General features: G+C 69.8%; 12 protein-coding genes and 4 pseudogenes. 9 read left to right on the top strand and 7 right to left on the bottom strand.

The genetic code is table 11. The features are described from left to right. The 3 genes from CCN42_RS27930 to CCN42_RS27940 form a co-directional block, all read left to right on the top strand. A partial coding sequence (locus CCN42_RS27930; RefSeq protein WP_245877490.1) for an SGNH/GDSL hydrolase family protein occupies positions 1–1,465 on the top strand: 1,465 nt, incomplete at its 5' end. Positions 1,466–1,488: 23 nt separating this feature from the next. Next, a complete protein-coding gene (locus CCN42_RS27935) occupies positions 1,489–2,241 on the top strand; it encodes a hypothetical protein (RefSeq protein ID WP_143662028.1) in 753 nt (250 codons plus the stop codon). Between the two features lie 41 nt (positions 2,242–2,282). Further along, positions 2,283–2,939, top strand: a complete 657-nt coding sequence (locus CCN42_RS27940; RefSeq protein ID WP_086739745.1) for a class I SAM-dependent methyltransferase — start codon at positions 2,283–2,285, stop codon at positions 2,937–2,939. Here the strand turns inward: CCN42_RS27940 and CCN42_RS27945 are convergent. From CCN42_RS27945 to CCN42_RS41595, 4 genes and pseudogenes are all read right to left on the bottom strand, one after another. Continuing rightward, the gene (locus CCN42_RS27945) at positions 2,930–3,793 is read right to left on the bottom strand and encodes an IS5 family transposase (RefSeq protein ID WP_086739746.1); all 864 of its coding nucleotides are present in this window, start codon (positions 3,791–3,793) and stop codon (positions 2,930–2,932) included. The genes CCN42_RS27940 and CCN42_RS27945 overlap by 10 nt on opposite strands. Before the next feature lie 36 nt (positions 3,794–3,829). Continuing rightward, positions 3,830–4,243: a hypothetical protein gene (locus CCN42_RS44825; RefSeq protein ID WP_086739747.1), complete on the bottom strand. Its 414-nt coding sequence runs from the start codon at positions 4,241–4,243 to the stop codon at positions 3,830–3,832. A 3-nt stretch (positions 4,244–4,246) separates the two neighbouring features. Then, positions 4,247–4,399: a DUF6192 family protein gene (locus CCN42_RS44830; RefSeq protein WP_245877492.1), complete on the bottom strand. Its 153-nt coding sequence runs from the start codon at positions 4,397–4,399 to the stop codon at positions 4,247–4,249. Further along, positions 4,381–4,512: pseudogene (locus CCN42_RS41595) on the bottom strand (integrase core domain-containing protein); the annotation flags it as partial. The pseudogene CCN42_RS41595 and the gene CCN42_RS44830, both read right to left, overlap by 19 nt. Here CCN42_RS41595 and CCN42_RS46230 point away from each other — a divergent pair. From CCN42_RS46230 to CCN42_RS44845, 4 genes and pseudogenes are all read left to right on the top strand, one after another. Further along, positions 4,500–5,081: pseudogene (locus CCN42_RS46230) on the top strand (transposase family protein); the annotation flags it as partial. The pseudogenes CCN42_RS41595 and CCN42_RS46230 overlap by 13 nt on opposite strands. Before the next feature lie 8 nt (positions 5,082–5,089). Beyond that, positions 5,090–5,380, top strand: a pseudogene (locus tag CCN42_RS44840) (IS701 family transposase); the annotation flags it as partial. 32 nt (positions 5,381–5,412) lie between these two features. Further along, entirely contained in the window at positions 5,413–5,628 is a 216-nt protein-coding gene (locus CCN42_RS27970) for an IclR family transcriptional regulator (protein WP_245877494.1), read from the top strand. A gap of 317 nt (positions 5,629–5,945) precedes the next feature. Continuing rightward, on the top strand, positions 5,946–6,476 hold the full coding sequence (locus CCN42_RS44845; protein ID WP_245877491.1) for a carboxymuconolactone decarboxylase family protein: 531 nt from the start codon (positions 5,946–5,948) through the stop codon (positions 6,474–6,476). A 67-nt stretch (positions 6,477–6,543) separates the two neighbouring features. On the opposite strand, the pseudogene tgmC reads toward CCN42_RS44845, so the two are convergent. The 3 genes and pseudogenes from tgmC to CCN42_RS27990 form a co-directional block, all read right to left on the bottom strand. After that, positions 6,544–7,740, bottom strand: a pseudogene (tgmC, locus tag CCN42_RS27980) (ATP-grasp peptide maturase system methyltransferase). Next, positions 7,737–8,720, bottom strand: a complete 984-nt coding sequence (gene tgmB, locus CCN42_RS27985; RefSeq protein WP_086739748.1) for an ATP-grasp ribosomal peptide maturase — start codon at positions 8,718–8,720, stop codon at positions 7,737–7,739. The pseudogene tgmC and the gene tgmB overlap by 4 nt, the downstream one beginning before the upstream one ends. A 4-nt stretch (positions 8,721–8,724) precedes the next feature. Further along, positions 8,725–8,997, bottom strand: coding sequence for a putative ATP-grasp-modified RiPP (locus CCN42_RS27990; protein WP_281259540.1), 273 nt, complete (start codon positions 8,995–8,997; stop codon positions 8,725–8,727). Positions 8,998–9,156: 159 nt separating this feature from the next. Between CCN42_RS27990 and CCN42_RS27995 the strand changes: the two genes are divergently transcribed. Together CCN42_RS27995 and CCN42_RS28000 are read left to right on the top strand one after the other, a co-directional pair. Next, positions 9,157–10,527, top strand: a complete 1,371-nt coding sequence (locus tag CCN42_RS27995) for an NsdA family TPR-like regulatory protein (RefSeq protein ID WP_086739752.1) — start codon at positions 9,157–9,159, stop codon at positions 10,525–10,527. A gap of 13 nt (positions 10,528–10,540) precedes the next feature. After that, positions 10,541–10,831 (top strand): DUF6087 family protein, encoded by a 291-nt coding sequence (locus tag CCN42_RS28000; protein ID WP_086739754.1) that lies wholly within the window; start codon positions 10,541–10,543, stop codon positions 10,829–10,831. The last annotated feature ends 99 nt before the right edge of the window (positions 10,832–10,930 follow it).

Here is a 10,930-nt window from a genome sequence, read left to right on the forward strand (position 1 = left end):
TGCTCCGGCCGGAGCACTGATCGTGGAGTCCATCCCCGACAGCACCGACACCTACAGCGACTGCGGATCGTCCGGAACCGACGCCGGCTCCTTCCAGTTCACCTTCCACCCCAACCCAGCAGCGACCGGACCAGGCCTGGGCCCGTACGAGGCCAAGGGAGACCTGCATCAGATCGGCGGTGGGCACGGCGGGCACTTCTGGTACACCCACACGCGCGACACTGCTCATCTCGGTGGCCCCGGCGGCCGGATGACCATCGACGGCATCTGGACCCTGGGCCGCAGCGTCGAGTGGGCCCGCGTCTTCGCACACATGCCAGACACCGGGGCGCACACCCAGCAGGCCCATTATGTGATCAAGGGAGTCGCGGGCGGTGACCGCCACCGCTATGTCAACACCCACTACAGTAAGAACACATGGGTCGAGCTCGGTGTCTTCCGCTTCACCGGCACGCCACAGGTGGCGCTGACGAACACCACTGACGACGGCACCGCAGATGAGGACGTCGCCTGGGACGCCGTCGCCTTCCAGCCACTGGCGGGCAAGCCGAAGCACATGGTCGTCGCCATGGGCGACTCCTACACCTCCGGTGAGGGTGCCGGGGCCTACTCACCCGAGTCTGACAGGGACCACGGGACGAGCACCTGGAACGCCTGCCGACGCAGCGACAACTCCTGGCCACGCAAGGTCGTGTTGCCCGGACAAAGCTCCAGCCTCGGGCAACTCTCGAACGACAGAAGCGCCACCGTCGACTTCCTGGACGTCAGTTGCTCCGGCGCGAAAACCTCGCAGCTAACCGCGGGGGATCCCACCCCATGGGGAAAGATCGGCAACTACCGCGAGAAGAGCCAGATCGACTCCGGTGTCCTCAGCCCGGACACCACACTGGTCATGCTGACCATCGGCGGCAACGACGGGGACAACTTCACCAACGCCGTCACGAACTGCTACGTCATAGGGGTGTGTGACCCAGCCGACTACAAGGGCAAGGTCGACCAGGCGGTCGAGGACACTGGGACAGTTATCAACCAAATCGCGGCCGCCGCGCCGAACGCGCAGATCATGCTCATGGGTTACCCGCGTCTGGTCAGTGACAGTCAATGCGTGACAGCGGACTTCGACGCCCTGAACTCCCTGGCCGACTACGTACGGGATAAGCAGAAGGCCAAGGCGGAGGAACTGCGCAAGGCGGGGTCCAAGGTGGCCTTCGCCGATCCGATTCCGGCGTTCCGGGGACACGGAATCTGTGACGGCGATGAGTGGATCAACCGCATTGTGGCGGGACCGAACGGGGACGGCGACTTCCACGACGGCGACCCGGCCAACCAGGCTCCCTGCCTGCCCTGGCCCGGGAAGAACGTCTGCGCCAGCCTGGAGTCGTTCCACCCGAAGAGTGCCGGTACAACGGGTTACGCTCGGGTCATGGACCAGGCACTGGCCGACACGGGGTACAAGGGCAGTTAGTGACAGCTCACAAGACGGGCAGCATGGTGGTGGCGAAGCGGGCTGACCGCTTCGCCACCACCGGCTGCCTGACCATCCTGATCGCGCTGATCACCCTTCTCGGCGTCCTCGTCTCCTGGCTGTGGTACCGGCACTGGCACGACGGGCACGTCAACACTGAGCGCAGGGACAGGGCGTTCGCATCGATCCTGAAGCAGGCCCGCGCCACGGCGGACGACACGACCCACGCACTCGACACGAGCGGCGCCACCGACACCGACGCACTCATCGGCGTGATCTGGCGGCACACGCAAGCTCCCGTGATCACTTACGACGCGTCCCGCCGCGAATTCACCGCCAGGGCCGCGAGATCCGCAATGTATGACGAAGAGGTCATGCTCCCCGGTGGTGGGCCCGTGCAGGTGAGTCGGTGTCTCGTCTTCGCCTACGCTCACCGCTCCGGGCAGGCGTGGACGTCGCGGGTTTCCGAGCAGGACGACGATGTGTGCCGTCCAGGCACCACCATCGAAGGTCTGGTGCGCCTCGCGCGGACGCGCATCTCCAGCCTGTACGTCGAGGACCTGACGCGAGCCGGTGTGCAAGAGGCTCTCGATCCCACGTCACGGCTGCGTTCCTACGACGTCAAGAGCGTGATGCGCAGGGCAGAAACGGTGACCGTCACCATCCTGCTCTCCAGCCCCGGCACATCGGTCGATCAGTGCTACCGCTTCACCCGGCCCGTCGCCGGCGATGACGGCCAGGGCTCCGCCACAGCGGTTCCGGTCTCTTCGTGCTGACCTTGCGGCTGCATGCCGCAGGGACTTGATGGACTGGGGCGATGAAGATCTTGTCGCCTCGTGTCCTGCGGGCTCTTGAACGGTTCAACGCCGCTTATCCCTGGGATCACAACGCCCACTACCACCGCTGGATCCTGCGGCAGTTGCCGAGGCGCTTCGACCGCGCCCTGGACGTCGGTTCGGGCAGCGGTGATCTTGCAAGGCTCTTGGCCGGACGAGCCGATGCTGTGCAGGCCGTCGATTCCGATCCGGTGATCACAGCCCAGGCCCAGAAACTGACTCCTTCCGGGCTCCCTGTCACCTTCACCGTCGCGGATGCAATAGCCGAGCTTCCTGCCGACCCTTACGACGTCATCACGTGCGTCGCCACGATCCACCACCTGCCGTTCACCCTGGCGCTCACCCGTTTCCGCCGTCATCTGGCTCCCGGAGGGACACTGGTGATCGTCGGCCTGTCTCGCGCCCAGGCCCCCGTGGACCACCTGCTCGGTGCTGTCGCCATTCCGGCCAACGCTGCCATGGGCTGGCTGAAGAACAAGGGCCGCCCCTCGCAGCGGCCCGTCTCCATGACGGCCCCTACTCGCTCAGCGGACATGACCTTTGACGACATCGTCCGTGAAGCCAGAGACGTCCTCCCTGGCGCACGGCTGCGACGACGGTTGTTCTGGCGCTATACGCTTGTATGGAATCAGCCCTGAGTGGCCGGTGGCTTCCTCGACCAAGTGTCGGTGCGGGGACTCTTGCGGGTGAGACGCCGAGTCATCATGGTGATGAGCGCCCAGTTCAGGTGTGCTTCGGAGTGCTGGGGCAAGCGTTCGTAGTCGCGTGCGTTGCGGCGGGCGTTCATGCACCAGCCGATCGTGCCCTCGACTTTCCAACGGCGGGGCAGGACGACGAAGCCCTTGGTGCCCTTGGGCCGGGAGACGATGCGCAGGGTGAGCCAGAGGCGGTCGCGAGCCCAGTTGACGAGGTCGCCGGCGTAGCCGCGGTCGGCCCAGATCTGGGTGATCTGCGGCTGGGTGAGGCGAAGGCGCCAGAACACGTCGCGGGCGGTGTCGCGGTCCTGGATGTCGGCGGGCGTCACCGTGATCATCACGGGCAGGCCGAGCGTGTCGACGGTGATATGTCGCTTGCGCCCGTTGATTTTCTTGGCGGCGTCGTAGCCCCGGCTGTCGCGGCCGACGGTGGAGGCGCCCTTGACCGACTGGGAGTCCACGATCAGCGTCACGGGATGGGGGCAGCGGCCTTTGCCGGTACGGATCCTCCGGCGGAGCTGGTCACGGATGTAGGTGACAACTTCGGCCCGGTTCCACCGCCAGAAGAACCCGTAAACGGTCTCCCACGGGGGGAAATCCGCGGGCAGGGCCCTCCACTTCGCGCCGTTGTCGATGATGTAGCGGATGCCGTCGACGATCTCCCGCCGGGGCCACTTCTCCGGATGCCCGCCGGTCTTCGTCTGGCAGGCCGGAATGGGCAGCAGGGGTTCCAGAAGGGCCCATTCGGCGACGGAGGTGTCGGACGGGTAGCGGCGGCGACGCGAAGCAGCGGGCATGGCGGGCTCGGCAGGGTGATCGGTGGTGGACGGAGGCTATTGGGAGAGCTGGGCGAGGGTGGCGCGCACCCCGGTGAGCTGGGCGGTGGTGAGCTGGGCCCATTCGTCGTCGGGGTAGCGGGCCAGGTGCGGATCGAGCGTGCCCGTGATCACCCGGGTGAGCCGGCCGAGGATCTGTCGGAACTGGCGCTTGTCGTACTCGATCCAGTCCGCGGGGTCGTCGGAGAACATGAACCCGTCCCGCCGTGTCCAGGTGATCGGCGTCAGGTTCTCCGCAGCGACGACGTCGCGGACGTGCCGGATGCCGCGCCCGACCTGCGAGCGGGTCAGACGGGTGGCGGCCATGAGCTGGTAGGTGTGCAGGCCAGCCGGGCGTGCTTCCATCAGAGCGACGCGGACCAGGTCGCCGTAGTACTCGGCCAGCGGCCGGGCCTCCCGGCGTCGCGGCATGTCCTACTCGCCCTTGAGTAGCTGGACCAGCTGCTCGTCCAGGGTGAACTCGCCGTTGTCGAGCGCCCCTTCGAGCCAGTCCGCCGCCGCACGGACCCGTCCGATCTGACGGCGGACGGTCTCGCGCTCGTCCTCGGTGAATACCAGTCCAGCCAGTCGGGAAACGCTGCTTGCCGTTCGGTGTCTGTGGTGTAGGGCTGGTGGTAGGCCCATTCGTCGAGCAGGGTGCGGTGGAAGCGTTCGACCTTGCCGTTGGTCTGGGGCCGCCATCAGCGAGTCCACCGCCCACGCCTACACCAGCGCGGTCATTCACCTGCTCGCCGAACGCGCACCGGGCCTGCTGAAGGTCCTGCGCGAGGCCGACCCCGACTTCGTCCTGCTGGACGGCACCCTCGCCGAGTGCGACCGGGTCGGCGACTCACGCGAGGACTACTCCCACAAGCACCGCCGGCACGGCGTGAACGTGCAGGTGGTCACCGATACGGACGGCCGGCTGCTGTGAATCTCGCCGGCCCTGCCGGGCCGAGCACACGACCTGACCGCAGCACGCACCCACCGGATCATCCGGATCTGCGAGCGCCAAGGCGTCCCCATCCTGGCCGATCTTGCCTACCAGGGCGGTGGCTCCTGGCTGACCACGGGCATCAAGCGCAGGCCCCTGAAGGAGCTCACGCCCACCGAGAGGACTCTCAATCAGGCTCTGGCCACGGCACGGGCACCGGTCGAACGCGGAGTGGCCCGACTGAAGTCCTGGCGGATCTTCCGCAAGGCTCGATGCAGTCCGAACCGCATGACGTCAATCGCCAAGGCTGTCCTCACCCTGGAGCGGCAACGCTGAAGAAGCTCACTGAGGTGACCTGGCGCCAGGGCAGCAAAGGGGTGATGTCCTCACGGTTCGCGGTCCTGACCGTCCGGCCCGCGGGCAAGCAGCCCCTGGCCGCAGCCCAGGAGGCGGGCGGCGGCCGCAACCGGTGGGACGGCGTCCTGCCCACCCGGACCCTCCTGGTCGAATGGCCGCACAGCCAGGACGCCCCGACCGGCTACTGGATCTCGAACCTGCCCGCCACCACCCCCCTCACCGACCTGGTGCGGTGGGCGAAGATGCGCTGGCGGATCGAACATGACTACCGCGAGCTCAACGGATCAAGGGCGAGGTGCTGCGCGAAGGCGTGTCGACCACCGTCGGCGGCGTCATTCCCGGCGTCACCTCGCTGGCGGCCCCCGTGTTCACCGCCGGGGAGTCCTTCCCGCTCGTCGTCACCCTGGTGATGCCGGCACGGGGGATCACGGAGCAGGACGTGGCCCGCCTCTCGGCGGAACTGCTCGACTCGACCCGGGCCATGTCCGAAGTCCTGGGCCACTCCGTGGACCAGCGCCGACCGTAGGGCATCGGCGCTCCAAGCCCCCAGAGATGCAGGCCTGGGACGCCACGAGGTGTCACCGAGCCGACGCGTCCGGCGGCCGCGTCCTCTTCCCGCCGTGCCGAAAGACACGGCGTCGGCGCAGAACGCCTCAGCCACTCTCCTGATCAGCACTCGTCACGGCCCGGTTCCGGTTCTATCCGTCTCGCAGGCGGAGCAGGCCGTGGCCGGGCGCGAGACTCCCGCGGGCGTTCCGCCACCGAGGGCCGGCCGGCGCGAAGTGAGGCCGTCCGGGCGGGGAGGGGGACGAGCGCTCGACGAACAGGCGGAAGGAAGCACACATGAACTCGAACTCCGTCAACGACACCCGCACACGCCAGGAGCGCTTCGCGCAGGGCATGGAGGTCCTCACCCGCGTCGACGGCGAGGCAGGACGCCGGGTCGTCGAAGTGCTCGCGGACATCAGCCCGGAGCTGGGGCACCAGGTGGCCGCGTGGGCCTTCGGCGAGATGTACGACCGTCCAGCTCTTGCCCCGCGGGACCGGCAACTGGTCACCCTCGGCGTTCTCACGCTGGCGCCGTACGCCCGCGCGTACCGGGAGCTGCGGCTGCCCGTGGTGCCGGACGGCAAGGGCCGCTACGGGCGCCTGGATGTGGTGATCTGGATGCCCGGGCTCCCGGACGTCGTGGTGGAGATCGACTCCGCGCCGAACGCGGCGTCCGCGCAGAAACTCGCCTTCGCACGCGGCGCTGGCGCCTACCTGCTGTGGGTCCGTTTCGGCTCCGGCGGCATCGAGAAGATCGACGACGTGATGGACCTGGACATCCGCGACGCCGTACGCGGCGTGTGCGAGGCGGGAAGCGGCGGCTGAGACACGAGGCCAGGCGCCCGGCCGGAGGTCCGTCACATCCCTCCGTCCGGGCGCCTGGAGGCGCCCGTCAGGGCCTCGGTAGCGGCAGGCCGGGCAGGTTGGGATGCCGCAGGTGCTGTCCGCCGTCGTAGACGTGCAGGGTGAACGTCTCCGGCCCGGGCTGGCCCGCCTCGTCGTACGCCGACAGGACGGCCTCGATCCGCTCCCACAGCCGCACGGGGCCGCCCTCGCGGACCTCCCACCGCCCCTCGGCGGGGGTGAGGATCACGGCGGAGCCGGTCGTCACGTCCACCAGGTACACGACGTCGCCGACGGTCGTCATCTGCGCGTCCGGCACGGCACACTGGGCGAGAAACCGCAGGTGAAAGGCTTTTTCGGTACCGGCGGTGATCCGCTCCGGGGAGTGCCGGGCCGCCCGGCCCGCCTCCGGGAGCCCCGCGGCCTAGTGGGCGGGGTTGCCGAACGCCGGCGCCGCGTGCGTACGCGCCGACATGAACGACACCGTGCCGCCCAGCATCTGTCCCTCGGCGGTGCCGTCCTTGGTCACGGTGAGCAGGACGCGGGCGTAGCCGTACAGCCAGCCGGACAGGGTGAGCAGGATCTTCCCGCCCGGCCGGACCTGCGCGAGCAGCGCCGGGGGGACGGCGCGGAAGGAGCAGGCGGCCACGATCCGGTCGAAGGACGCCTCCGGCCAGTAGCCGTACAATCCGTCCGCCACCGCCAGGGTGGGGGTGTATCCGCAGCCGTACAGCGCGCTGGCCGCCTGCTCCAGGCGGTGGGGGTCGACCTCGATGGAGGTGACGTCGGCGGAGCCGAGGCGTTCGCAGGCCAGCGCGGTGGAGTAGCCGGTGCCGGTGCCGATCTCCAGCACCGTGTGCCCTTTCTGCACGTCCGCGTCGGCCCACATGCCTACGACCAGTGACGGCAGCGTGGACGACGAGGTGGGGGCGCCGCCGTGCCGCGCCTGCGGGTTCTTCCAGTTCGGTTCGTCGCCGTCGAACTGGGTGATGAGCGTGGTGTCGGAGTACGCGGCGGCCAGCCACCGGCCATAGTCGAGCTCGGCGGTGACCGGCTCCCACACCGTTAGGCCCTGCCCGTCGCGCTCGGCGGCGGGCAGGTAGAAGCCCGGCACGAAGGCGTGCCGGGGCACGGTCCCCACGCCCGCCCGCCAGCCGGGATCGGCGAGGACGCCTTCCTCGGCGAGGGCCTTGGCCATCGCCTCCCGCAGCCGGGCGGCGTCGGTCTCCAGGTCGGCGGGCATCATCGCGCTCCGCCTCCTTCCGTGCTCAGGATGTCGGCGAACGCCGTGGTGATGTCGCCGGCGTCGGGCAGCCAGCCCCACTGGCCGTTGGGGTTGCACTCGATGAACACCCAGTCCCCGGGCTCGCGGCCGTCGCCGGTGAGGGCGAAGTCGAAGCAGCCGAAGACCAGGCCGAACGCGCTCAGGTAGCTGTGCAGCGCCGCCTCGATCGGGGCCGGGACGGCGATCGGCGCGTGGAGCAGGGCGTCCCAGTCGCCGCGGCGCCAGTCCAGCGCGCCGTCCGGGGCGGCGATCTGCTGGGCGAACACCTGTCGGCCGACCACGGTCACCCGCACGTCGCCGGTCTTGGGGATCTCCGCCTGGAACAGGTGCGCGGTCACCGCGAGGGAGTCGTCGAAGGTGTCGGCATCGACGCGCTGGGCCCAGATCGCGCCGGTGTGCCCGTCCTCGTCGCGGGGCAGGCCGCGGAACGTCTTGTAGATGACGGGGCCGGTCTCGGCGGCGAACTTGCGGGCCTGCTCGACGTCGTTGGTGACCAGGGTCGGCGGGATGCTCAGGCCGAGCTGGGCGGCCTGCTGGAGCTGGGCGGGCTTGAAGTCCGCGGCGGTGACGGCGCCGGGGTGGTTGACGTACGTCGCGCCGTGCAGGTGATTGAGGATGCCGCCGAGCCCGTGCCGCGCTTCGGCGGCAGCGAAGTCGCGCTGTTGGACGGGCAGGTGAGCGTACCGGGCGGAGTACGGGGTGGGGCGGCGGTAGTACACCGCCGCCACCTCCCCCAGCTCCACCTCGCGGCTGGCCGTACGCAGCCGCCCGCCCCACGCCGGCGCCCCGGCTCCGATGCGGGCGCCGAAGACCAGGCCGGGGCCGATGTCGGCCGGGTCGACGCGGGCGACGGGCACCTCACGCTCGTTCAGCGCCGCAATGACACGGTCTGCGGTGACGTCTTCCAGGGACGTGATGACCAGAACGAGGGGAGCCGTCATCGAGTCAGTCCGACTCGTAGTCGGTGGTGTTGTCGTCCTGCGTCTGCGGCTGCGGGTTCTGCCCGTCGCCGCCGCCGGACATCGACGCGGTGCCGGTCGTCTTGCTGGTGCCGTGCTTGCCCATCTCCACCACCTGGCCGGCGGCGTCGGTGTAGACGGCGGTCTGAGTGGCCGCGTCCAGTTCGATGGCCGCGTAGGCGGGCGGGCCGACCGGCAGCCGGTCGGTGACCAGCCGCATCGCCCACGGAGCGGGAGAGGGGGGTGCAAACGTCGCCATGGAGAGAGTCCTTCCCCTTGCGCCGAAGCAGTAGCCGGGCGGCTACCGCCTGAGCAGAATCGACCTCCCACACCCGCCCTGACCAGTACCGTAGGTGCCGCGAACCGTGGCGAAACTGCCACGCTCCGTGACGGATGAGTCGGGGAGGGTGAGGCACCGGTGCCGAGCAGATCGAGCAACCCGCATCTCGCGCTGTGGATCGCCGCGACGGGCCTGTCCCACGGGGAGATCGCCCGCCGCATCGCCGCAGAAGCGATCCGGCAAGGTCACCGGCAGATCGCCCCGGACGCCACCCGCGTACGCCGCTGGATCGACGGCGAACGGCCCCGCCCACCGGTACCCGCCCTGCTGGCGGCCGTGCTTTCGGCAGCGCTCGGCCAGCCGCTCACTCCGGGTGATCTCGGCCTGGCGGCCGCCGGGCCCACGCTGGATAGCATCCAGCTCCCGCTGCTGACCGAGGCAGCCGCCCAGACCTTGGCCGGATGCACCCAGATGGACCTCTTCCTCGACCGCCGCGACACCCTCAAGCTCGCCCTCGGCGCCCCGCTGATCCTGGCCGCCGAGCGGATGCTGGGCGGCACCGCCCGCCGACTGGGCCCCGGCACCAAGGGCTTCGACGACGCCACCACCACCGCACTGGAAGAGGTCACCGCGTTCTTCACGAAGTCCGACGCCTCCAAGGGCGGCGGCCTGTACCGCAAGGCGATCGTCGCCCAGCTCGCCGAAGCCGCGAGGCGCATCGAGGACGGCATCCCGCCCTCGCTCAAGGCCCGGGTGTTCGCCGCGACCGCCGACCTGGCCGCGCTGGCCGGTTGGGTCAGCCACGACTGCGGCCGGTACGCCACCGCCCAGCGGTACTGGTCCTACGGTATCTACGCCGCCGGCGAGGCCGGGCAGCGCGACCGCGGGGTGGAGATCGTCACCCGCATGTCCCACCAGATGATCTACCTCGGCCATCCCGGGGACGCTCTCGGTCTGCTCGAACTGGCTGCGGCCAAGGCTCAGCGGCCTGTGGTGAAGGCGCTGGTCGCCTCCCAGACCGGCCGGGTCCACGCCGCCCTCGGCGACGAGCGAGGCGCCGACCGGCACCTCGGCCAGGCGGACGAGCTGGTGGCGGCCGGACTCGGGGACGACGTGCCGCAGTGGGTGGCGTACTTCGACGCCGCCGAGCACGCTGGCGCCCGCGCCGTCTCCGCCCGCGACCTGAACGGCATCGGCGGTCGGAACCGTCGCGCCAGTGATCACTTCGCCGACGCGCTCGCCCTGCGCAAGCCCGGCTTCGACCGGGTGAAGGTCATGGACCGCGTGGGCCTGGCCGCCGCGCTGTTCGAGGAGGGCGAGCCCGAGCAGGCCGCCGCAGCTGCTCAACAGGCCCTCGACGAGGCCGCCCGGGTCGATTCCACCCTCGTCGCCTCCCGGCTCAACACGCTGCTGGATGCCGCCCGCCCCTACCGCACCGCCGCGGTGGACGAGGTCCGCACCCGGGCGAAGGATCTCGCGGCAGCCCGCCCGACGACGGTCGCGGCCTGAGACCATCGAGCGCATGGGCAAGCACTCCCGTCCCGGACCGCCGAACCAGCCGTCCCGCGCCGTCCCGAGCATGGATGCCGACGATCGGCTCGCCGCGTACAACAAGCGGCGCCGCCCGCCGCTGGACGTCCACCGTCGGCACCGTCCGCTGCATGGCGGTGGTGGTCACCTCCGGCCCGAGGAGCCGAGGGCGCTGGAGGAGTGGAACGGATTTTCGTACGAACCCGCGGGCACGGCCGCGAACCTCGCGGAAGCCGTGCGGTGGGTGAACGAACAGACGTCCGGCGACGAGTCGGCGGCATGATGATCGGGCCACACTCCCGAAGCTGCCGCCAAGTGACATGTAGCTGAGCGTGACGGCCGTCGCGGACGGTGATTCTCATAAGACGTCATTTCACTTGGC

The sequence above is a fragment of the Streptomyces glaucescens genome (assembly GCF_002154375.1).
Lineage (GTDB): Bacteria > Actinomycetota > Actinomycetes > Streptomycetales > Streptomycetaceae > Streptomyces > Streptomyces glaucescens.

What these genes read in the sequence shown, in the direction of transcription:
- CCN42_RS27935 (WP_143662028.1), top strand. Translation starts at nt 1,489, where the DNA reads ATGGTGGTGGCGAAGCGGGCTGACCGCTTCGCCACCACCGGCTGCCTG.
- CCN42_RS27945 (WP_086739746.1), bottom strand. Translation starts at nt 3,793, where the DNA reads ATGCCCGCTGCTTCGCGTCGCCGCCGCTACCCGTCCGACACCTCCGTC.
- CCN42_RS44825 (WP_086739747.1), bottom strand. Translation starts at nt 4,243, where the DNA reads ATGCCGCGACGCCGGGAGGCCCGGCCGCTGGCCGAGTACTACGGCGAC.
- CCN42_RS27990 (WP_281259540.1), bottom strand. Translation starts at nt 8,997, where the DNA reads ATGGCGACGTTTGCACCCCCCTCTCCCGCTCCGTGGGCGATGCGGCTG.
- CCN42_RS44845 (WP_245877491.1), top strand. Translation starts at nt 5,946, where the DNA reads ATGAACTCGAACTCCGTCAACGACACCCGCACACGCCAGGAGCGCTTC.
- CCN42_RS27940 (WP_086739745.1), top strand. Translation starts at nt 2,283, where the DNA reads ATGAAGATCTTGTCGCCTCGTGTCCTGCGGGCTCTTGAACGGTTCAAC.
- tgmB (WP_086739748.1), bottom strand. Translation starts at nt 8,720, where the DNA reads ATGACGGCTCCCCTCGTTCTGGTCATCACGTCCCTGGAAGACGTCACC.
- CCN42_RS28000 (WP_086739754.1), top strand. Translation starts at nt 10,541, where the DNA reads ATGGGCAAGCACTCCCGTCCCGGACCGCCGAACCAGCCGTCCCGCGCC.